At 69.7% G+C, this 22,522-nt stretch carries 18 protein-coding genes; 1 reads left to right on the top strand and 17 read right to left on the bottom strand.

The window, feature by feature from the left end; genetic code table 11:
- Positions 1-7 precede the first annotated feature (7 nt).
- The 6 genes from G6N30_RS06690 to G6N30_RS06665 are packed head-to-tail and all read right to left on the bottom strand — an operon-like array spanning position 8 to position 7,924.
- Positions 8-2,302, bottom strand: a complete 2,295-nt coding sequence (locus G6N30_RS06690) for an MMPL family transporter (RefSeq protein ID WP_134060988.1) — start codon at positions 2,300-2,302, stop codon at positions 8-10.
- 3 nt (positions 2,303-2,305) lie between these two features.
- The gene (locus tag G6N30_RS06685) at positions 2,306-3,454 is read right to left on the bottom strand and encodes a flavin-containing monooxygenase (RefSeq protein WP_134060989.1); all 1,149 of its coding nucleotides are present in this window, start codon (positions 3,452-3,454) and stop codon (positions 2,306-2,308) included.
- Positions 3,454-4,518: a pyridoxal phosphate-dependent aminotransferase gene (locus tag G6N30_RS06680; RefSeq protein WP_134060990.1), complete on the bottom strand. Its 1,065-nt coding sequence runs from the start codon at positions 4,516-4,518 to the stop codon at positions 3,454-3,456. The genes G6N30_RS06685 and G6N30_RS06680 overlap by 1 nt, the downstream gene beginning before the upstream one ends.
- Positions 4,515-5,528: a 3-oxoacyl-ACP synthase III family protein gene (locus G6N30_RS06675; protein ID WP_134060991.1), complete on the bottom strand. Its 1,014-nt coding sequence runs from the start codon at positions 5,526-5,528 to the stop codon at positions 4,515-4,517. The genes G6N30_RS06680 and G6N30_RS06675 overlap by 4 nt, the downstream gene beginning before the upstream one ends.
- Before the next feature lie 10 nt (positions 5,529-5,538).
- Positions 5,539-6,204 (bottom strand): SRPBCC family protein, encoded by a 666-nt coding sequence (locus G6N30_RS06670; RefSeq protein WP_134060992.1) that lies wholly within the window; start codon positions 6,202-6,204, stop codon positions 5,539-5,541.
- Positions 6,185-7,924, bottom strand: coding sequence for a thiamine pyrophosphate-binding protein (locus G6N30_RS06665; RefSeq protein ID WP_134060993.1), 1,740 nt, complete (start codon positions 7,922-7,924; stop codon positions 6,185-6,187). Before G6N30_RS06665 ends, G6N30_RS06670 begins: the two co-directional genes overlap by 20 nt.
- Before the next feature lie 1,145 nt (positions 7,925-9,069).
- On the opposite strand from G6N30_RS06665, the gene G6N30_RS06660 reads away from it, so the two are divergent.
- Complete coding sequence (locus tag G6N30_RS06660; protein WP_234880376.1) at positions 9,070-10,407, top strand: cytochrome P450; 1,338 nt, start codon at positions 9,070-9,072, stop codon at positions 10,405-10,407.
- On the opposite strand, the gene G6N30_RS06655 is transcribed toward G6N30_RS06660, so the two are convergent.
- From G6N30_RS06655 to G6N30_RS06605, 11 genes are all read right to left on the bottom strand, one after another.
- The gene (locus G6N30_RS06655) at positions 10,346-12,040 is read right to left on the bottom strand and encodes a long-chain-fatty-acid--CoA ligase (RefSeq protein WP_134060994.1); all 1,695 of its coding nucleotides are present in this window, start codon (positions 12,038-12,040) and stop codon (positions 10,346-10,348) included. The genes G6N30_RS06660 and G6N30_RS06655 overlap by 62 nt on opposite strands.
- Before the next feature lie 73 nt (positions 12,041-12,113).
- Positions 12,114-13,070 carry a site-specific tyrosine recombinase XerD gene (gene xerD / locus G6N30_RS06650; RefSeq protein WP_134060995.1) on the bottom strand — a complete coding sequence of 319 codons (957 nt, stop codon included), beginning with the start codon at positions 13,068-13,070 and terminating at the stop codon, positions 12,114-12,116.
- Positions 13,070-13,699 (bottom strand): NUDIX domain-containing protein, encoded by a 630-nt coding sequence (locus G6N30_RS06645; RefSeq protein WP_134060996.1) that lies wholly within the window; start codon positions 13,697-13,699, stop codon positions 13,070-13,072. Before G6N30_RS06645 ends, xerD begins: the two co-directional genes overlap by 1 nt.
- Positions 13,692-15,464, bottom strand: coding sequence for a CTP synthase (locus G6N30_RS06640; RefSeq protein WP_134060997.1), 1,773 nt, complete (start codon positions 15,462-15,464; stop codon positions 13,692-13,694). The genes G6N30_RS06645 and G6N30_RS06640 overlap by 8 nt, the downstream gene beginning before the upstream one ends.
- Positions 15,465-15,588: 124 nt before the next feature.
- On the bottom strand, positions 15,589-16,530 hold the full coding sequence (locus G6N30_RS06635; protein WP_134060998.1) for a copper transporter: 942 nt from the start codon (positions 16,528-16,530) through the stop codon (positions 15,589-15,591).
- A 9-nt stretch (positions 16,531-16,539) separates the two neighbouring features.
- Complete coding sequence (gene steA, locus G6N30_RS06630) at positions 16,540-17,724, bottom strand: putative cytokinetic ring protein SteA (RefSeq protein ID WP_134060999.1); 1,185 nt, start codon at positions 17,722-17,724, stop codon at positions 16,540-16,542.
- Positions 17,725-17,816: 92 nt separating this feature from the next.
- Entirely contained in the window at positions 17,817-19,580 is a 1,764-nt protein-coding gene (gene recN / locus G6N30_RS06625) for a DNA repair protein RecN (protein WP_134061000.1), read from the bottom strand.
- A 6-nt stretch (positions 19,581-19,586) separates the two neighbouring features.
- Positions 19,587-20,510: an NAD kinase gene (locus G6N30_RS06620; RefSeq protein ID WP_134061001.1), complete on the bottom strand. Its 924-nt coding sequence runs from the start codon at positions 20,508-20,510 to the stop codon at positions 19,587-19,589.
- A complete protein-coding gene (locus tag G6N30_RS06615) occupies positions 20,507-21,316 on the bottom strand; it encodes a TlyA family RNA methyltransferase (RefSeq protein WP_134061002.1) in 810 nt (269 codons plus the stop codon). Before G6N30_RS06615 ends, G6N30_RS06620 begins: the two co-directional genes overlap by 4 nt.
- 5 nt (positions 21,317-21,321) lie before the next feature.
- Complete coding sequence (locus G6N30_RS06610; protein WP_166674635.1) at positions 21,322-21,495, bottom strand: hypothetical protein; 174 nt, start codon at positions 21,493-21,495, stop codon at positions 21,322-21,324.
- Positions 21,496-21,508: 13 nt separating this feature from the next.
- Positions 21,509-22,513: an HAD-IIA family hydrolase gene (locus G6N30_RS06605; protein WP_134061004.1), complete on the bottom strand. Its 1,005-nt coding sequence runs from the start codon at positions 22,511-22,513 to the stop codon at positions 21,509-21,511.
- Positions 22,514-22,522: the final 9 nt, after the last annotated feature.

Here is a 22,522-nt window from a genome sequence, read left to right as displayed (position 1 = left end):
GGACTCGTCACCCGGGTTGCGCGGTCTCGACGCCGGACGCCTGATCGGGGACCGCGCAGGGGGCGTGCCGTCCCGGCGAGGGCGCCTCGGTGACGCCGAAGCGGGCGTGCAGCCGCCGCAGCGGCGCGGGCGCCCACCAGTTCGCCGGTCCCATGACGTGCATGAACGCCGGCACCAGGACGAGGCGGACCAGCGTCGCGTCCATCAGCACCGCTACCGTGAGGCCCACCCCGAGCATCCTCATGAACGACACCTCCGCCGCGATGAGCGCCGCGAAAGAGATCGACATGATCACCGCGGCGGCGGTGATCACCCTGCCGGTGTGGGCCAGGCCCAGGGCCACGGCGTCGTCGTTGGCCGCGCGGGTTCCCGCCGGGGCAGCGGGTGGGGCCACCCAGTACTCCCGGATACGCGCCATGAGGAAGACCTCGTAGTCCATCGACAGCCCGAACGCGATGCAGAACAGCAGCACCGGCATGGTGACGCCGATGGTGCCGGTGCTGGTCGTCCCCAGAGCGCCGAGGTGGCCCTGCTGGAAGATCCACACCAGCGCCCCGAACGCCGCGGTGAGCGACAGCACGTTGAGCGCCACCGCTTTGACCGGCAGCACCACACTTCCGGTGAGCATGAACAGCAGGACGAGGGATGTCAGCCCGATGATGCTGAGCACCAACGGCGTTCGGGACACCACCGCGGTGACGATGTCGCGGTTGCTCGGCGCGGTTCCGGTCAGCAGCACGTCGCGTCCGTCCGGCCCGGGCACGTCGTGCAGTGCGTCGAGCTGAGCCTCGGAGGCCGCCGAATCCAACGCGGCGGTGCTGGCGACGGTGAGATAGGCGCTGCCCTGCGCGATGCCGGTCGGCCCCACGGGCGGTCCCGTCTGCCGACCCGCGGTGTAGGTGCCCACGGGCGACGACACCCACGGCACGGCGGGTACCTCCGAGAGCACGGCGGCGTAGTCGCCCAGTGCCGTAGGTGGCAGACCGGAGATGTCGGGGAGGACCACGGTCACCGTCGTCGCCGAATCGGCGGCGAACCGGGTCCGCAGCAGATCCCCGACCTGGTGAGCGTCGGCCGCCGCGGGCAGCACCCGGTCGTCGGGGAAGCCCCACCGCGCGTCGACGAACGGCGCGCCCAGCAGCAGCATGACCGCCACCACGCCGACGCTGAGCGCGGCACCGCGACGGGTCACCGCCCGGGTGCTGCGGTACCAGAACGACGCTGCCACGGGCCGGGGCTCCGGCTCGGGTCTGCCCAGCAGCCGTCGCAGCGACCGCCGGACGTCGAGTGCGTCGAGGCGAGAGCCGGCCAGCGTGATGACCGCGGGAGTGACGACCAGCGCCGCGCACGACGCGAACGCGACGACGGCCACCCCGGCGTACGCGAACGACTTCAGGAAGTACATCGGGAACAGCGCCATCGGCAGCATCGAGAGCCCGACGATCACCGCGGAGAACACCACCGTCCGGCCCGCGGCGGCCATGGTGCGCAGCAGTGCGTCGGCCCCCGGGCCGCTCTCGGTGACCTCGTCGCGGTACCGGCTGAGGATCAGCAGGGTGTAGTCGATCGCCAGGGCCAGTCCCATCGCGACGGCGAGGTTGAGCGCGAACACCGAGACGTCGGTCACCATCGCGACACCGCGCAGCACCGCCATCGACCCGGTGATGGCCAGTGCGCCGACCACCATCGGGAGCACCGCGGCGAACAGTCCGCCGAACACCCAGACCAGGACCAGGAAACTCAACGGGACGGCGAGCGACTCCATCGCCAGCAGATCCTTCTCGGTCTGCTCGTTGATCTGCGCGTTCACCGCGGCGCTGCCGCCGGCGCGGACGATCACGCCGCCGGTGTCGCGGGTGAGTGCGCCCGACAATTCCTGCGCATGGGTGGCCGCGTCACTCTCGTCGCCGACCAGACCGGCGACAACGAGCGCGGTGGTGCCGTCGGTGCTGACGAGGTCGGTCGCCCCCGCCGGCGCACCCCATGGCGACTGGACGTACCCCACGTGCGGTGAGCGCTCGAGCGCGGCGACGATTGCGGCGCCGGCCGCGGCTCCCGCTCCGGACATCGCCCCGTCCGGCGCGGAGACGGTCAGCAGCAGTTGCATCTCCGGGCGGTCGAACGTGTCCGCGAGGATCGCCGACGCGCGCGCCGAATCGGACTGCGGGTCGCGGAACCCGCCACCGGAGAGGCTGTCGGTGACCGGCACCCCGAACACCGCGCAGGCCGCCAGGACCACGAAGGCGGCGGCGATCACGCGCCGCGGTGCGGCGATCGCCAGGCGGGTGACGGTGTGTAACACGGGTCAGGGAGTCAGCGTGCGCGCGTGGTCCAGCTCGTCGGCGATGCGACCGGCGACGTGCTGAGACTGCTTGGCCACGTAGGAGATGAGGCCGGGCCGCGACAGGAACCCCACGAACCGCAGGCCCGGGGCGGCCGGTGTGACGCCACCCGCGCGGGGCAGACCGCGCCCGTCGAGGACGCCGAGATGGCCGACCATCGCATCGAGCCCGCGGGTGTACCCGGTCGCGCAGATCACGGCGTCCGGTTGCAGCCGCCTGCCGTCGACCAGCACCACGGTGTCGCCGTCGAACCGGTCGATGGTCGGAACCACCTCGAAAACCCTTGCCCTGATGGCATGCACCACCTCCCGGTCGACGATGACGGGCGCGCGGCCGAGCCGTTTACCCCGGGCGAACACCCCTTCCGACGGTGTGGGCAGGCCGTATTCGGTGAGGTCGCCGACGTCGAAGCGTTGCCCCACGCGGGACACGGAGTCGGCCAGCCAGGTCGGTGCGTCGTACAGCGGCGAGGCGAGATAGTCCGACGGGAAGCCGCCGGGTAGTGCGCGGATCATGATGTGCGGTGCGGTGCGCACGGCGAGCCAGGCGCTCGCGGCGCCGCCGGTGGCCACGTCGTGCACGATCTCCATCGCCGAGGATCCGGCACCCACGACCAGGACCCGCTTCCCGGTGTACGGCCGAGGGTTGCGGTACCGCGAGGAATGGCCGATCTCACCGGAGAAGTCGTGCATGCCCGGCCATTCGGGCATCCGCGGGGTGTGCTCGTACCCGGTCGCCACCACCACCTGCCGGGCGACCAGGTCCCCCGACGACGTGTCGAGGAGCCAGCCGTCAGGATGGGTGTCGATGCGGTTGACGGTGGTGTTCAACCGCAGGTCGATACCGTCCTCGTGGGCATGCCGGTCGAGGTGCTCGACCACTTGGTCGCGGGTGGGGAACACCCCCGTTCCCTTCGGATAGGGGCGGTCCGGCATGTGGGAGGTGCGGCGGCCGGTGTTGAGCTTGAGCCGGTCGTATCGCGCCTTCCACGACGACCCGACGTGGTCGGCCCGGTCGAGCAGCACCGGCCGCAGACGCCGGTCGCGCAGGCTCAGCGCGGCCGCCACTCCGGACGGCCCCGCCCCGATCACGACGACCCGATGTTCCTCCATCACCGCTCCGCCCGGCGCAGCGCGGCCAGCACGGCGCCGGTGGATGACCTGCCGCCCACGGTGATGCGCACACCGCCATCGGCGCAGTGCTTCACCCGCACGCCGTCGGCGCCGTCGAAGACCTCATGCCACGGCCGGTCCCCGCCCGGTAGGTACACGAAGTTGGCGTGCCCGTCGATGCTCGCCACGCCCATCGCCCGCAACCGCGTGCGCAGGTTGCGCCGCTCCGCGGTGATCATCCGGATGCGCTGCCGGAGCTGGTTTTCCGCCCGGTACGAGGCGTCGACCGCCACCAGCCCGATGTTGGCGATCCCGAACGGCAGCTGCATCGACCACAGTTCGGCGGTCAGCGGCCACGAGCCGATCGCGTACCCGATCCGCAACCCGGCGAGGCCGTAGGCCTTCGAGAAGGTGCGCAGGACCAGCACATTGGGGAACCGCTCGAGGAGCGCGAGCGCGTCGATCCGCCATTGCGGCGCGACGAACTCGACGTACGCCTCGTCGAGGATGACGATGGTGTCCGACGGCAGGCGGGACAGGAAGCCCTCGAGTGCCCCGAGGCTCTCCACGGTGCCGGTCGGGTTGTGCGGCCGGCAGACCACGACGAGCCGGGCACCGGATGCCGCCTCCGCCATCGCATCCAGGTCGTGGTGCCCGTCGGCGAGCAGTGGCACCTTCACGACGTCGAGTCGCGTCATCGCCGACGCGATGGGGTAGCCCTCGAACGTCGGAACCGGCAGGACGACCCGGTCCCCCGGCGAGGTGAAGGCGTGCATCACCTGGACCAGCACCCCGGTGGCGCCGGCCCCCACCACGATCTGTTCGTCGGGCACGCCGAGGTGATCGGCGATCAGGTGGCGCAGCGTCTCCGGCAGGAATTCCGGATACCGGTTGGCGGCCTGCACCGACTCGATCATCGCGGTCCGCACGGCCGGTAGCGGCGGGAACGGATTCTCGTTGAGCGCCAACGCCATCGGATCCACCGCGGTCGGCAGTGGGCACAGTGCGCGCGCCGCGGGTCTGGGCGGCGCCGACACGGGCCCGGATTCGGCGACGATGGTCATGCTGTCCGCCCACCCCAGCGCACGGCCGCCGCCGCGGCGAAGTCGCCGGCGTGCGCGAAGGCGGCCATCAGCACGGTGTCGCCGTGTCCGAGCTGGCCGTCGCTGATCGCGCGGTCGAGGTTCATCGGGATCCCGACGGCGAACAGGTTGCCGCACTCGTCGAAGGTGTCGCGGTGACGTTCCTTCGGGAGTTCCAGCGCATCGCGCCAGTTGCGCAGGAACACCCGGTTGGGCTGATTGGTCACCAGCAGGTCGAGCTCGGTGGACTTGATGCCCAATCGGTCACACACCGCGAACGCCACCTCGGGCACCTGCCGGTTGCCGCGGGCGAGGACCTTGGTGATCTTGGCTTCGGTGAAACCGATGCAGCCCTCCCCCGGGCCGGGCTGCCACCACTTCCGGAACGGTTCGACGGCGATCGTCATATCGCCGGCGTATTCGCCGTAGGTCCGGCACTCCACGTCGAGTACGGGTGACTCGTCGGACAGGGCGACCAGCCCGACGGCGGCCCCGTCACCGGGGACGCACGACTGCGCCTTCTGCCGGGTGAGGGGCTGGTCGAAGATCTGGCCGGCGGCGTTCTGCGCCAACGCGATCAGCGCTGTGCGCCCCTCGCCGGCGAGGATGAGGGTGCGGGCCAGCTGCAGGCCCAGGATGAACGCCGCACACCCACCGTTGTGCAGGTCGATCACCGTGCGGGGTTTCATCCCGAGGCGGTGCGCCATCCCGCCGCCACCGCCGTAGAACGGCATGTCGGGCATCTGCGTGTGGGTGATGAGGATGTCGACGTCGGCGATCGTGTCGTGGCCGTGCCGCTCCACGATTCCCGCCGCCGCCCGTTCGACCATGTCCACGGCCGTTTCGTCCTCGGCCACGTGGTGGCGGAATCTCGGCGCCCGGAACATCAGATGCTCGCGGAGTTCGTCCGCGCCGGCGAAGTTCGCGTAATACTCGGCGCCGATGGGTTCGCCGGGCAGATAGGTCGAGACATCGACGAGGCTGACAGTCATCTTTCGTGCCTCAGTCCATCCAGGCCGGTTTGATCGGCAGGCCGTTGTGGTGGCGGTATTCGGCGATCGCCTTGAGGTTCTTCAGTTCCAGCAGGTGTCCGGCGCCGAACATGTCCCAGAAGTCACCGACCCACACCGGCCGCTCGGGCGGCGCGGTCTCCGGATAGGGGTTGTGGTCGTAGAAGGGGTGGTGACAGTTCGTCCAGAGCACCACCGATCCCGGCTTGTCGAGCACCACCCGGGCGTCGACGACGCGCATCAGGTAGATCATCCACAGATGCCTGCCCTGGTCCCAGGCGCAGTGGTAGTCGACCGTCCCGGCCGCTTCGTTGAAGACGGTCCTGGTGTAGATCTCGGTCTCGGAGCCGAGGCGGTCCCATGCCAGCCACAACCCCTCCTCGGCGGTCGGCTCGAAACCGCGCAGACTGTAGGTCCATTCCTCGAGGCTGCGGGTGTCGGAGAGATAGTCGAACAGCGCGTCCGGCGGGCAGTCGATGTAGCTGTTGACCGTGCAGAAGTCGCCGAACACCTCGTCGTGCGGGTAGACCGACCGCATCATGTCCATGATGATCGGGGTCGCCTTCTCCCGTGGCGAGGTCTCGATCCGGATGACTCCGTCGATCGGCCCGGGGTTCCCGGTGTGGGTGACGATATCGTCAAGCGCTGGCAGGGACATCGATCGATTCCTCCTCGTGAATGGTGGGCAGGCTGGCGGCGGTCGCCTTCCCGGCGACCAAAAACGGTGCGAACGGCGGGATCTCGTCGGCCGAGCAGTCGATCGAGACGACTGACGGCCCGTGGCGGTGCAACGCGGACTCCATCGCCGCGGGGAGGTCGTCGATGTGGGTGACGTCCACCGAGGACATGCCGGGGAACATGGCGGACAGGCCGGCACCGAGGTGGCTGGGCTGAAACCTGTTGTAGCTGTAAGTGCCGTCGTAGTACAGCTGTTCGCGCGTCACACACATGGCGTGGGCGTTGTTGTTGAACAGCACGAACGTCACCGGCAGCCGGTGCTGCACCGCGGTGTGCAGTTCGAGACCGTGCATGAAGAAGGAGCCGTCGCCGGCGATGACCACGGTTCGCCTGCGCCGGCCGAACGCCACGCCGATCCCGGCGCCGAAGCTGTAACCCATCCCGCCCATACCCAGCGCCACGATGAACCGGCCGCGCCGGCGCACGGGGAGATGGTGCACGGCGGCCGCGCCGGTGTTACCCGCATCCACGACGATGTCGACGTCGGCGGGCAGCAGCCGGTCGAGCGCTGTCATCGCGTCCCGGTACCGCACGCCTGTACCGGTGAACGCCGGTGGCGTCAGTTCCGTGCGCGGGATCGAGTCGGGAACCCGCAGACCGTGCGGCCGACCATGCCCGGTCAGCCCTCGGGTCAGCAGAGGTAGGGCGGCCTTCAGGTCGTCGCTGTGGATGTGGGTGCACGGGACATAGGGCGGGGCCGACCCGATCGACAGGACGCGGGTTCCCGACAGCGCCTCGTCCAGGCCGGCGCGTGCGGTGACGGGAAGGCGCGCGCCGATCACCAGGCACACCGCGCTGTGGGCGATCGCGTCGGCGCTGCCGGGATGACCCATGACGCCGGTGACACCGACCGACGAGGACGACCCCATACCGGGTGTGCCCGCGGCGTCCTTGGCATCCGGCGTCACCGCCACGCAGGCGCGCAGCACGGCCCTGAGTTGTTCGAGTTCCGCCCGGGCGTCGTCGCGGATCACCTGGTCGCCGACGACGATGGTGACCGGACCGCTCACCTTCCGGAGTGCCCGCACGATCGGGAGCGGATCGCCGATCTGCCGCGCTACCGGAACAGGCCTCCGCCCGTTCCTCGGGTAACGGCCACTGTCGAGCACCGACTGCTGAATGTCTTTGGGTAACAACAGGACCGCCGGTCCACCCGATGCGGCCGCTAGCACGGCGCGCGGCAGCGCGGTGAGGATGTCGGCAGGTTCGGTGATTCGTTCGCAGAACACCGAGACCGCGGAGAACAGCGCGACGGCGTCCAGCGCACCGTTACATCCGCTGGTGTCCTGGAAGCTCCCGCGCCCGTCGAGCGCCAGCGGTGGCTGCCCGACCAGCGCCAGCACCGGAACGCGGCTCGCCAAGGACTCCCCCAGCCCGGGGACCAGGTTGAGCGACCCGCCGCCCGAGGTCGCCATGACGACCCCCAATCCCGCGCCGCTGCGGCTGTAGCCGTCGGCCATGGCGGCGGCCGAGAACTCGTGCTTGGCCAGGACCGCGGTGATGTCGCTGCGGAAGTGGGCGGCGTCGTAGACGTCTTCGATATTCGCTCCGTCGACGCCGAACAGGTGCCGGACACCACCGGCGGCCAGGTAGTCGACGATGTGGTCGACGACGCGTGAGCCGAGTTCACTGCCAACCATGGAAACCACCCCGATTCATCGCCACTCCGCGCGAATTGCGGCCCCCGGAATGCGAGTCGACCTCTCTGGCTGCGATACGTTACGCCCGATTATCGGACACCGACAGATAATCATCCGTGATATTCGTGAGGTGCTTTCTGAATCAACGACGATTTCGCTTTGTGGCAGATAAGACGGCCGTGCCACCAGCCGTTTTCTTCGCAAGCGGCAAACGCCACAGCTCAGAGAAACCCTTCTTGTTCACGGCCGTCCCTCCGCCACCGCCACGACGCGCCGCCGCGGACCCGAGGGCAGTCGCGGACGGCAGCAACACGGATCGGCGCGCCGGGACCGGCCGGGCCGCTCACGCCGGCTGGGCGTCGGCGAGGCGGACCGAAACTGTTGAACCGAATCGCTCCGTGCTGCGTACTAGGAGTATCAGCAGTCAACATGCGACCGCTGGTCGTGCTTCACACGACGACAACCACCGTCGGTCACGGACCGCGATCACACGAGGGAGTTGCTCGCAGGAAACTCGCAAATCACAGTCTGCCGTCCGTCCTGAAGCGTTCGGGCGCCCCTTCGGCACCACGGGCGTAACCTGATCGGTCAGGACGGCCGCATGCCGGCACCGTCTCGCAAACACATCGTCGGAAGTGAAACCTTCCGGAATTGTCGCAGGAGTGCCCGGATAAAGGCGGACATATGACAGGAATTCTATTTCCGGATTTACTTCGGGGTAAATTACAAATCCCTGAATTGATTTCTGCCGCCGGCATTCGAACGTCATTCGGTGCAAATCGGTTACCGACTGCCGACGTGATGACGAAGAATGCGCCGGCGGCGCTCACGCCGACCCGGGTCAGCGACCGCCCGTCGTCACCGAGATGTCGGCGCGGACAATCGGCGAACCGGTCTGTGGCGTTGCGACCAGCGCAAACACGATCCGGTACGACCGCAAGCCGCACAAGCGCAGGACTCCGCCGTCGGGCGCCCCAGGGAACCGATCATGCGTTGATACCCGGGCGTCGAACAGTGGAAACCGCACGCACCGAGATTCACAGCAAAAACGCAGACATCGACCCCCGGGCAGTCCGCAATGACGCTGCGCCGGCGCAGGAGGTTCCCCGGGTATTCGCTCTGCCGCCGCCGGGTGAGGTGGGAGCGTGGTGAAGGCGATTTTCACCGCCTCTCCGTCGGCGCTGCTGCGCGCCGCGTCGGCCGCCGCCGACCCGGTCGGATTCTTCACGAGCAAGGCCGTCACCCAGCGACCGGTCGTCCTGCACTTCCCAGGACTGGGCCGCGTCGTCTTCCACGGCACCAGCAGTGCGGCGCGCGACATCCTCACTGCGCCCACGCAGGGGTGCCGCGCACCGCTGCCCAACCCCGTCGAGCCGGTCGTGGGTCCGGCCTCGCTGATCCTGCTGTCCGGTGAGCGGCACCGCCGCGAGCGCGCGCTGCTGACCCCCGCGTTCCACGGCGAACAGATCAAGAGCTATGCCGAGGTGATCGCGTCCGCGACCGCAGAGCAGATCCGGCAGCTGTGCCCGGGAGATTCGGTCGACGTCTATGCCCTCGCCGTCGACATCACGCTGGACGTCGCGGTCAGGGTGGTGTTCGGTGTCGCCGATCCCGCTCGGCGCATGCGGTACAGGCAGGCGGTGAAAGACCTCCTCGCTGCCAACACCGCCCCGTTGATGCTCGTCCCGGCGCTGCGCCGTGAGGTCGGCGGAGCGGGCCCGTGGGCGAAGCTGCTGCGGTTGCGCGACGGCCTCGACCGACTGCTGTCGGAAGAGGTGACGCAGCGACGGCCACCGAACCCGCCCGGGGGTGACATGCTGGGCCTGCTGCTCTCCGCCACCGACGAATCCGGACGCGGCCGCACCGACGCCGAGACGCTCGACCAGCTGCGGACCCTTCTCGCGGCGGGCCACGAGACCACCGCGTCCTCGCTGACCTGGGCGCTCTACCACGTGTATCGCGACGATACGGTGCGCGCCCGGATCAACGCCGAATTGTCCGGCAGCTCAACACCTTCGGATATCACCGCCCTTCCGTACCTGGGCGCGGTGATCAAAGAGGTGCTCAGGATGCACCCGCCGGTTCCCATCGTGCTCAGACGCCTGACCGCACCACTCACCGTCGACGGGGTCACCCACCCGCCGGGACGGGTCGTCGGCGTCGCGCTCTACGCACTTCACTTCAACCCGGAGATCTGGCCGGAACCGCACCGGTTCGATCCGGACCGGTTCCTGACACACCGGCCGACACCGTTCGAGTACGCACCGTTCGGCGGCGGTCATCGCCGGTGCATCGGCGCCGCGTTCGCCACCTCCGAACTGGCGATCGCGCTGGGGACGATTCTGACGCTGCTCGACCTGCGGATGCCGCACCGCGGTGCCGGCGCCCCCGTCCCGCGCAGCGTCGCGCGGGGTATCGCGGTCACGCCGGCGGACCCGATCCGGCTGGACGTGACGGCGCGCCGGAGTCCGGGCCCGCCGTGATTCGCGGCAACGTGTGATCGCGGTACTGGTCGCGCAGAGCGGTTTTCAGCAGTTTGCCGGTGGCGGTGTGCGGCAGTTCGTCGACGACGACCACGTCGTCGGGCAACCACCACTTCGCGACCGTGCCGGCGAGATCGGCGAGTAATTCTTCGCGGTCGATCCGTTGACCGGGGCGCGGTACCACCAGGAGCAGCGGGCGTTCGTCCCACTTGGGGTGCGGGACCCCGATGACCGCTGCTTCGCCGACCGTCGGGTGTGCCATCGCGGCGTTCTCGAGGTCGATCGAACTGATCCACTCGCCCCCGGATTTGATGACGTCCTTGGCGCGGTCGACCAGGTGGACATAGCCGTCAGCGTCGATGGTGGCGACGTCCCCGGTCGGGAAGAACCCCTCCGAGTCGAGTTGGTCGCCGCCTTCGCCCTTGAAGTAGCCGCTGGCGATCCACGGGCCCCGCACGTGCAGATGCCCGAAAGCCTTGCCGTCCCACGGCAGCACCCGGCCATCCTCGTCGACGATCTTCAGGTCGACGCCCCACACGCCGCGGCCCTGTTTGAGCTTGACCGCTGTTTGTTCCTCGCGCGGCAGCCCGGCATGCTTGGGCAACAACCTGCCGATGACGCCGATGGGGCTCGTTTCGGTCATCCCCCAGCCCTGCAGCGCGGTCGCGCCGAAATCCCGTTCCAGGCGTTCGAGCATCGACTGGGACAGCGCCGCACCGCCGACGCCGGCCAACTGCAGACCCACCTCGTGCGCGTCGATCTCGGGGTGCTCGTCGAGGTAGGCGAACAGCATCGTCCACACCGTCGGCACACACGCCGCGAAGGTGACCCGCTCGCGGCGCATCAGGTCGTAGACGCTCTCACCGTCGAGGTGCGGCCCGGGCAGGACGAGCTTGGCGCCGGTCATCGCCGCGGCGTAGGGCGTACCCCAGGCGTTGGCGTGGAACATCGGCACGACCATGAGAAGCGTGGAGCCGCTGTGGATGTCGAAGGTGTCGCGAGACAGTTCCATCAAGGCGTGCAGCACGGTCGAACGATGCGCGTACAACACCCCTTTCGGGTTGCCCGTCGTTCCCGAGGTGTAGCACAGCGACGAGGCGCTTCGCTCGTCGAATTCCGGCCACGCCAACTGTGTCGACTGGACCCCGACCAGGTCGTCCCAGCACAGCAGGTTCGGCACATCGATCTCCGGCATACCGGCGCGATCGGTCATCACGACGAAGCTCTCCACCGTGTCCAGTTGCGGGGCAAGGCGTTCGACGAGCGGAGCGAATGTGGTGTCGAAGAACAACGCGCGGTCCTCGGCGTGGTTGACGATGTAGCCGATCTGTTCGGGGAACAGCCGGGGGTTGATGGTGTGCAGCACGGCGCCGACGCCGGATACGCCGTAGTACATGGCGAGGTGCCGGTCGCTGTTCCAGGCGAGTGTGCCGACCCGGTCACCGGCCGTGACACCCAGTTCGGCCATCGCATTGGCGACCTGTTTGGCGTGGTCGCGAAGCTCGCTCCACGTGCTCCTGCGGGTCTGCCCCTCCGGTAGCCGCGACACGATCTCGGTGTCGGCATGGAACGTGGCCGCATGCTCGATCAGCGACGAGATCAGCAGCGGACGGTCCTGCATCAATCCGTCCATAACGCCCTCCTTCCCCCGATCGTGGCACCGATGCCACACAAGAAGGCGGTTACCGCGGAAACCGGGCGGCGGCTCAGCGCGCCCGCGGATGGGCGCCCGCCCACACCTCGCGCAGCGCGTGCACGGTCACCATGGTGTAGATCTGCGTCGTGGTGACCGACGCGTGACCGAGGAGTTCCTGCACGACGCGCACGTCGGCGCCGCCGTCGAGCAGATGGGTGGCGAACGAGTGCCGCAGCGTGTGCGGGGACACCGCGGAGGTGATCCCGGCCCGCTCCGCCGCGTCCTGCAGCACCTGCCACGCACTCTGGCGCGACAACCGCCCGCCCCGCGCGTTGAGGAAGATCGCCGGAGTGCCCCGGCCGCGGCGCGCCAGATCCGGCCGGCCCCGAACCAGGTAGGCGTCCAGCGCGGTGACGGCCGGCCGGCCGATCGGCACCAGGCGCTGCTTGCCGCCCTTGCCCCGCAGCAGCACCGAGCGAGCGTGGGTGTCGATGTCGTCGATGTCGAGGCCGACCGCTTCGGAGATGCGTGCCCCGGTCGAGTACAGCAGTTCGAGCAGCGCGCGGTTGCGCAACGTCAGGGGGCCGTCGGCCTCGCTGTCGCCCCCGGCGCCGTCCAGCAGGGCGAGCACCTCGTCGATCGACAGGCTCTTGGGCAGCCGGCGTCCGGGCGTGGGCGGTTTGACCGCGCGGGCGACGTCGACGTCGGTCAATCCCTCGGCAGCCGCGAAGCGATGCAGACCGCGCACCGCGATCAGCGCCCTGGCCGCCGACACCGCCGACAACGCGTTGGCGCCGGTGTCCGGATCGCCGCGCCGCAATGCGACAAGGAACTCACTGACGTCGGTCTCGGTGACCGCAGCCAGGTCCTCCACCCCGCGCGCGGTGAGGTGCTCGGCGTAGCGGCGCAGGTCACGGCGGTAGGAGCTGAGCGTGTTGGCCGCCACGCCGCGTTCGATGGTGAGGTGGTCGAGGTAACCCTGCAGCTGATCGTCGAGCGCCGACCGTCGAACAGCTGAGGTGGTCATCAGTGACCTTTCCGCCCGGCGAAGGCGCGCGGCCGGTCGGTCCATTCCGCGTCGACCCGGCGCAGCGCCTCCGCACCCGAATTCCGACCGCCATGGGCGTGCACCGCCAGGATTCCGGCCACCGCAATCGAATTGACGATCTCGCCGGACAGCACCATACGGACCGCCTCCGACAGCGGCACCTTCTTGACGATCAGGTCGGCCTCTTCGTCGTGCGCCGTCGGACGGTCGATCTCACTGATCCCGGTCGCGAGGTAGACCCGCACGCTCTCGTCGCTGAACCCCGGGGAGGACACGATGTCCACCAGGACCCGCCACTCGGACGCGGCCAGCCCCGCCTCCTCCTGCAGTTCCCGCGCCGCGGTGAGGTGCGGTGGTTCGCCGCCCATGTCCAGCAGCCCGGCAGGCAGTTCCCACAGCCGGCGGCCGACCGGGTGGCGGTACTGGTAGACCAGCGCGATGTTGCCGTCCTCGTCGAGCGCGGCGATCGCGACGGCGCCGAAGTGTTCGACGACTTCGCGTCGGGCGGTGGTGCCGCCCGGCATCCGCACCTCATCGGCGCGCAACGCCAGGATGTTGCCGACGTACACGGTCTCGCTGCCGGCGATCTCGAAGTCGTGCTCAGCCACGAGACGCGGGTTCTTGCAACAGCTGCCCGGTCAACCCCTCTGAGTTCTCGCCGTGTTCCACACCGTTGGATCGGTGCTCCGGGATCTCCACCGGCAACCGCTCGGCGGCCTTGTAGTCCAGCGCCGCACCGATGAACGCCGCGAACAGCGGGTGCGGGCGGGTGGGCCTGCTCTTGAGTTCGGGATGCGCCTGGGTGCCGACGAGGAACGGGTGCTGTTCGGCGTCGTACTCGACGAACTCGACGAGGTGACCGTCGGGCGAGGTGCCCGAGAAGCGCAGACCGCTCTCGGCGATCCGGTCGCGGTAGGCGTTGTTGACCTCGTAGCGGTGCCGGTGGCGTTCGGACACCTCGGTCGACTCGTAGGCCTTCGCAACGATTGAATCCGCGTCCAGCACAGCCGGATACGCACCCAACCGCATGGTGCCACCGAGATCGGCCGCGCCGGCCACGGCGTCGCGCTGGTCGGCCATCGTGGAGATCACCGGATCGGGCGTGTCGGGGTCGAATTCTGCGGAGTTGGCCCCGGTGATGCCGACCGAACGGGCGGCCTCGATCACGATGCACTGCAATCCCAGGCACAGTCCGAGCACCGGAAGCCCGCGCTTGCGGGCGTAGGTGATGGCGCCGATCTTGCCCTCGATACCGCGGATGCCGAACCCACCGGGGATCAGCACACCGTCGACGTCGGCCAGCGCCGCGGCCGCACCGTTGTCGAGTTCGCAGTCGTCGGACGCCACCCATCGCATCTCGACCTTGGCGTGGTGCCTGAACCCGCCGGCCCGCAGCGCCTCGGTGACCGACAGATAGGCGTCGGACAGGTCGATGTACTTGCCCACCAGCGCGATGCGGACCGTCTCGTGCGGCTCGTGCACCCGCTTGAGCAGATCGTTCCACTGCGTCCAGTCGACGTCGCGGAACGGCAGGTTCAGCCGCCGCACCACGTACGCGTCGAGTTCTTCGCGATGCAGCACCTTGGGGATGTCATAGATCGACGGCGCGTCGGGCGTGGAGATCACCCCGTCGACGTCGACGTCGCACATCAGCGCGATCTTGTTCTTGAGCGCTTCGGGCACGTCGCGGTCACAGCGCAGGATCAGCGCGTCCGGCTGGATGCCGATGCTGCGCAGCGCGGCCACCGAGTGCTGTGTCGGCTTGGTCTTGAGCTCCCCCGAGGGCGCCATGTACGGCACCAGCGAGCAGTGCAGGAAGAAACAGTTCTCGCGGCCGACCTCGTGGCGCACCTGGCGGGCCGCCTCCAGGAACGGCAGCGATTCGATGTCGCCCACGGTGCCACCGACTTCGGTGATCACGATGTCGGGCCGTCGGCCGTTCTCGTCGGGCGCGGCCATCTCGAGGATCCGGCTCTTGATCTCGTCGGTGATGTGCGGGATCACCTGCACGGTGTCGCCCAGGTACTCGCCGCGGCGCTCCTTGGCGATCACCGACGAATAGATCTGGCCGGTGGTCACGTTGGCCGAGCCCGACAGGTTGCGGTCGAGGAACCGCTCGTAGTGGCCGACGTCCAGGTCCGTCTCGGCACCGTCCTCGGTGACGAACACCTCACCGTGCTGGAACGGATTCATGGTGCCGGGATCGACGTTCAGATAGGGGTCGAGCTTCTGCATCGTCACCTGCAGGCCGCGGGCGGTCAACAACTGCCCGAGACTCGAGCCCGTAAGACCCTTGCCCAGGGAGGAGACGACGCCGCCCGTGACGAAGAGGTGCTTCGTGGCCGTTTGCGGATGCTTGCGTAGCGCGGGCAAGAACAACCTCCGTGACGACGGGCAGGGCTTACTTTTCTAGGCTTGGTCCTAGCTTTGGGGCCTGCCGACCCACGGAACCCCACCTTAACACCGACTCCGACAGGTCGTCGGTGGCGCGCCGTGGTCACGGGGCGATGGTGACCGCGCCCGCCCCCTGTCCCACTCCGTACTGACCCGGGCGGGCGCCGCCGATCAGATCGGCCAGCGCGAGCACGGTGGTGATCCGGCCCGATTCGGTGTCCACGTCGTCGACCGTGCTGACCGCTCCCGCCAACGCCGCGTCCGACCGGGTCACCGCGACGGCTCCGGTGCCGGATGCCGAACCGTCCCGCCCGACCAGCACGGTGCCGGACCCGTGTTTGGCGAGTCCGGCGGCGAAGCGTGCCACCGTCGCACCGCGATTGCCCGCGTCGTCACCGAGTCCGCCGCCGGTGACGATCAGCGCCGTGTTGGCGGCGCCGACGGGGTTGTTGCCGAAGGTCAGGAATCCGGTGTCGCGCAGGGCGGTGAGCACGGTCTCGCGTTCGGCGTCGCTGACCACCGGCGCGGCCGGGTCCTTGTTGAGCAGCAACGCGATCCCGAGCAGGTCACCGGCCTGAGAGCCCTGATCCACCGCTGTGGTGCTCAGTTGTTTCCCGGCGGGCACGATCGGCGAGTTGACCACCGACAACAGCTTCTCCGCCGAGTTGGCGTCGATGAACTCCTGGGTCAGCGCCACCGTCCCGCTGACCGTGCCGCCGGCCTGGCCGATCGACCGGGTCAGCGCGTCGAGATCGTCGTCGGAGGCATCAGGGGTGCGAAACAGCACCACCGATTTGCCGCCGAGGGCGTCGCGGAGCACCCGCGGGGCGATCTGGGCATCGAACTCGCCTGCCGCGCTCAGCCTTTCGTTCAGCCCGTTCTTCTCGTCGGTGAGGACGTTGATCTGGTTCTGCAGGTCCTGCTTGTCGTTCTGCAGCCCGGACAGCACCGTGTTCGACAGCAGTCCCGAACCCAGCGCCACGCCGATCGCCAGCGCCAGGAACACCGCCGCCAGCGAGATCGCATGCGTACGTAGCGAAATCACCGCGACCGCCTAACTGACCAGGCCCTGCGCCCACAGCAGGAACTGGTTCCAGTACTGCTGCACCCACTCGATGACCGCGGCGTCGGCACGCGACACCCACAGGGCGGCGATCACCGCGACCAGCATGGCCAGGATCAGCAACGCGATGGCACCGCCGGAGACGCGGCTGCGGTACAGCGTGGCAACGGCTTTCGCGTCGACGAGCTTCTCGCCCACCTTGAGGCGGGTCAGGAAGGTCGACGGGTTGCTGCGCTGGCGGTTGCGGTCGAAGAACTCCTCGATGCTGGCGGTGTGGCCCACCGTGACGATCAGCGATGCGCCGTGGTGGTCGCACAGCAGCAGCGCCAGGTCGGCGGCCGAACCTGCCGCCGGGAACGTCATGGCCCCCACCCCGAGGTCCTGGATCCGCTCGAGACCGGCGGCGTGGCCGTCGGCGTCGGCGGGCAGCACCACCTGGGCGCCACTGCGCAGCACCTCGGCACTCATGCGGTCGGGGTCTCCGACGATGAGCGCGGGACGGTACCCGGCCTTGCGCAGGATGTCGGCGCCGGTGCCGACGCCGACGAGGACGGGCTGGTACTCCTTGATGAACGGTTTGAGCGCCTTGAGGTCGTCGGCGGCATGCGGTTCCTCGGCGACGATCACCACGTGGCGGCGGTTGAGGTCGACGTCGATGTCCGGGATGCCGATCCCGTCGATGAGCAGCGGGCTCTCGCTGCGGATGAACTCGATCGTGTTGCCCGCGAACGCCTCGAGGTGCGCGACCAGCCCGCTCTTGGCCTCGTGCATCAACTCGTGGATCTCATGGTCGCTGCGTTCGGTGCCGGCGATCAGGCGCCGGTCACCGGAGTACACGCCGCCGTTGTGCAACCGCACCCGGTGGCCGTCCTTGACCTTCTTGAAGACCTCCGGGCCGGTCTCGTCGATCAGCGCGATCCCGTTGGCCACCAGCACCTCCGGTCCCAGGTTCGGGTAGCGCCCGGAGATCGACGGCGACGCGTTGACCACGCCGGCCACCCTCGCCTCGACCAGCGCGTCGGCGGTGATCCGGTCGAGATCGAGCGCGTCGATGACGACGATGTCGCCGGGTCCGATACGTCGCAGCAGGCGGTCGATGTCGCGATCTACACGGGCGGTGCCGGTGACGCCCGGCCGTGACGTGGCATTACGGGTGAGCAGCGCTGACATCTTCATGTCGGCGATTCTGTAGGCGAACCCTCAAGTAGAGGTGGAGGCGCGCCGTAACAGGGGCCTCAGAAGTTACCTCCTGTCACACCAGCCACAGCTCAGGCTCCGTCGGCGCACTCCTTGCGCGCCGCGTCGAGCAATTCCCGCGCGTGGGCCCGACCGCTGTCGGACTCCCCCAGCCCCGCCAGCATGCGGGCCAGTTCGGCCACCCGGTCGTCCTCGTCGATGCGCAGCACCCGGCTGGCCTTGCCCCGCCCGCTGCTGTCGACGACCAGGTGCACGTCGGCGTACGCCGCGACCTGCGGCAGGTGGGTGACCACGATGACCTGATGGGTACGCGCGAGCCGGGCCAGGCGTCGGCCGATCTGCACCGCGGCGCGACCACCGACCCCGGCGTCGACTTCGTCGAAGACCATCGTGGTGCCTTCGGCCGACGCCGCCAGCACCACCTCGATCGCGAGCATCACCCGCGACAGCTCACCGCCCGACGCGCTCTTGGACAGCGGCAGCACGTCGGTTCCGCGATGCGCGGCGAACCCGAAGTCGACGGCGTCGACGCCGTCGTGGCCGGCGTGGACGACGGTGCCGTCCGGCAGCGTCAACGGGGCCGCGTCGTCCGCGCGCGCCGCCAAGGGGGCGACGCTGACCGTGAAATCGGCACCGGCCATCGCCAGCCCGGCCAGCTCGGCGGTCACCGCTTTGGCAAGGCCCTTCGCCGCCTTGTGCCGCGCCTTGGTCAGCTCGGCGGCGGCAGTCACGACGTGTGACTCCAACTCGCGGACCCGCCGCTCGAGGCCGGCCAGCGCCTCCTCGGACACGTCCAGCTGGTCGAGGCGCGCACGGGATTCCTGGGCCCAGGCCAGCACCCCGTCGATGTCCGCGGCGTACTTGCGGGTCAGCGTGCGCAGTTCGGCCTGGCGCGCCAGCTTGGTCTCCAGGGTGCTCGCGTCGGTCGGCAGTGCGCCGAGATAGTCGCCCAGTTCGCCGGCCACGTCGCCGATCACCGCGACCGCATCGGCGAGTTGCGCCGCAAGCGACCGCAGGGTGGCGTCGTCAGTGCCCTCGAGTGCCGACTTCGCGTGCGCCGCGAGATCGGCCGCTGCGGAAGCGTCCGTGCCCAGATCGTCGTCGGCGCCGGTGAGTGCCGCGCGTGCGGTCAACGCCGCCTCGCGCAGCGCGTCGAGTTCGGACAACCGGCGGATGTCGTCGACCAGCGCGTCGTCCTCGCCCGGCGACGGGTCGACGGCCTCGATCTCGTCGAGGCCGAACTTCAGCCGGTCGGCCTCCTGGGCCAGTTCCCGTTCCCGGTGGCGGCGGTCGGTCAGATCGCGCCGCGCGGTCAGCCACTCGTCGCGCGCGGCCCGGTACCGGCTCAACGGCTTGTCGACGGCGGCGAACCGGTCGAGCGCGGCGCGCTGTTCGTCCGGGCGCATGAGCCGCAGTTGGTCGTTCTGGCCGTGCAGGGTGAGGAGTTCGGTGGTGAAGGTGCTCAACGACTTGGCCGGCACGCTGCGGCCACCGAGATAGGCGCGCGACGGCCCGTCCCTGCTCACCGAGCGGGCGGCGATGATGCTGCCGTCGTCGTCGCGATCGGCGCCGGACGACTCCAGCAGGTCGTCGACCCGGCGGGCGACGCCGTCACCGAGGTCGGTGGTGACGAACCGGCCCTCGACCACGGCTCGGTCGGCGCCCGACCGGACGCGGGTGGGGTCGGCACGCGCGCCGCCCAGCAGGTGCAACCCGGTGACGACCATGGTCTTACCCGCCCCGGTCTCGCCGGTGAGCACCGTGAGACCGCGGTCGAATTCGGCTGTGGCAGTGCTGATCGCGCCCAGGGACTCGATGCGGATTTCGGAGAGCACGATGTGCTACTGCCCCCGCCATCCGGTGACCGGGAGCCGGAACTTGCGCACCAGCCGGTCGGTGAACGGCGCGCTGTCGAGCCGCACCCACTTGAGCGGGGTGCCGCAGCGTGTCACCTCCAGCCGCCCGCCGGCAGGCACCACCATCTCGCGGCGGCCGTCGCAGAACACCAGGGCGTCGTGGCCGCCCGCCTCGATCTCGACCGCGATCGCCGCGTCGGGGCTGGTGACCATCGGCCGCGCGAACAGCGCGTGGGCGTTGTTGGGGACGACGAGGATCGACTCCAGGTCCGGCCACAGCACCGGGCCGCCCGCCGAGAACGCGTAGGCCGTCGACCCGGTCGGAGTCGCCACCAGCACGCCGTCGCATCCGAACGCCGACACCGGGCGGCCGTCGACCTCCACGACCACGCCGAGCACCCCCAGGCGGGGGCCCTTCTCCAGGCTCGCCTCGTTGAGTGCCCAGCCCCTCGTGAGGAGTTGCCCTCCGGCGCGCACGGTCACATCGAGGGTCATCCGTTCCTCGACGCGGTAGTCCCGCCGCACGACGTGGTCCAGCACGGTGTCGATGTGTTCGGCTTCGGCCTCGGCGAGGAAGCCGATGCGGCCGAGGTTCACGCCGAGCACCGGGATTTCGACGTTGCGGGCGAGTTCGGCCGCGCGCAGGAAGGTGCCGTCGCCGCCGAGGACCAGCACCAGCTCGCAGCCCTCGGCGGCCCGCTCGTCGGCGTCGACGACGTCGATGTCGACGCCGATCGCGCGCATGTCGTCGGGCGACAGGTGGACCGGGCCCCGGTCGACGGCCTCCGCGGCCAACACCCGTAGCCCGATGTCGTTGTCGCTGAGCACTTTCTGCACTCTGCGGGCGACCTCGGTGGCATCCTCTCGGCCGGTGTGAACCACCAGCAGGATGGTGCGTTCAGCCGTCATTGCGGTCCTTCCGTCACGGCGCGCTGCACCGCCTGCTCGAGATCGTCACCGCGTAGCCCGCTGTCGGTCTGGGCACGCAGCCACAAGAAGTATTCGACGTTGCCCGACGGGCCCGGCAGTGGGCTCGCCGTCACGCCGACGGTGTGCCAGCCCAGTGTGGCCGCCCTGGCCGACACGGACAGCACCGACTCGGCGCGCAGTGCTGGCTCCGACACCACTCCACCCGCGCCCACCCGGTCCTTTCCGACCTCGAATTGGGGCTTCACCATGGGAACGATATCGGCGTCGGGCGACGCGCAGGCGGTCAGCGCGGGCAGCACCGTGGCCAGGGAGATGAACGACAGGTCGGCCACGACGACGTCGACGGGGCCGCCGATCATGTCGGCGGTGAGTTCGCGCACGTTGGTGCGCTCGATCACGGCCACGCGCGGATCGGAACGCAACGACCACGCCAGCTGGCCGTACCCGACGTCGACGGCGACCACCTCGCGGGCGCCGCGATCGAGGAGGACCTCGGTGAATCCGCCTGTGGACGCGCCGGCGTCGAGACCGCGGCGGCCGGTCACGTCGAGGCCGAAGGCGTCGAGGGCACCGATGAGTTTGTGCGCGCCCCGCGAGACCCAGGTGCGTTCATCGGTGGTGGCGACCGCGATGTTGGCGGTGACGGCGACCGCGGTGGCCGGTTTGGCCGCGGGCATCCCGTCGACCGTGACCCGGCCGGCCCCGATGAGCTCAGCGGCCTGCTGACGCGATCGGGCCAGCCCCCGTCGCACCAACTCGGCGTCGACACGTGCGCGCCGCGTCACGCCGCTCAGCCCTTCTCGACCGCCGCCAGCGCCTGCACGAGCAGATCGTGAGCCTCCTCCAAGCGCGCGGCGACGGTGTCGATATCGCAGTCGGCGAGGTCACCGGCGCTGTCCGGCTCGGGCAGGTCCGCCAGCAGAGCCGCCACCTGGGTGCGAAGCTGATCGGGATCGGTACTCATGTCGACAGCCACGCTAGCCGATTGGCGCGCTGAGCAGCGACCAGCGCTGCAGTGCGGCGGCCGCGGTGTCGTCACCCGCGCACACCGCGAACGGCCGGCCCGCCAGATCGGACTGCCAGACCGCATGTGCGGTCGCCCGCAGCACCGACAGTTCGTCTCCGCGGTCGGCGCCGGCGGCGTGCACGGTCACCTCCGCGTCGCGCAGGTCCACCCGCCACCCCGGGTGGGGGGCGACCCGCAACGCGTCGGCCGGGGTGTCGAGTGAGCGCAGATCCTCGGCGATGTAGTCGGGCCGCTCCTGCGGCACCGCCCGCAGTGTCTCGTCGGCCGTACTCACACCGCTGAGCACGAGCAGGCTCGGCAGCGCCGCGGCGTTGGCGCCGGCGATGTCGGTGTCGAGGCGATCGCCGACGACCAGCGGGGTGCGGAAGTCGCCGCGGCTCAGCGCATCTCGCATCAGCGTCGGCTGCGGCTTGCCGGCGACCTGCGGCTCACAGGCGGTCGCGGCGCGGAGTGCGGCCACCATCGATCCGTTGCCGGGCAGCAGTCCGCGTTCAGACGGCAGGGTGAGGTCGACGTTGGCCGCGACCCACAGGGCGCCGGCCCGGATGGCCAGCGCCGCCTCCGCCAGGTCGGACCAGGCGGTCTGCGGGGAATGGCCCTGGACGACGGCGACCGGGTCGTCCGCGAACTCCCGGACTGGCTGCAGGCCCGCCTGGCGGACTTCGGCGGCCAACGCGTCCGTGCCCACGATGAGCACTCGCGATCCGGCCGGGAGCTGGTCGGCGAGGAGATGGGCCGCGCTCTGAGCGCTCGTCACGACGTCGTCGGACACCGCCTGAAAGCCCAGTTCGACGAGATGACGCGCGACGTCGTCGGGGCTGCGCGAGGCGTTGTTGGTGACGTAGAGGACGCGGGCGGTCAGCCCGGCGAGGCTGTCGACGGCGCCGGTGGTCGGCTCGTGGCCGCGGAACACGGTGCCGTCGAGATCCAGGAGAAGGCAGTCATATTGCTGCACAAGGCTTGT

Source organism: Mycolicibacterium litorale (assembly GCF_010731695.1).
Taxonomy (GTDB): Bacteria; Actinomycetota; Actinomycetes; order Mycobacteriales; family Mycobacteriaceae; genus Mycobacterium; species Mycobacterium litorale.
This window is presented reverse-complemented; position numbering and strand designations above follow the sequence as displayed.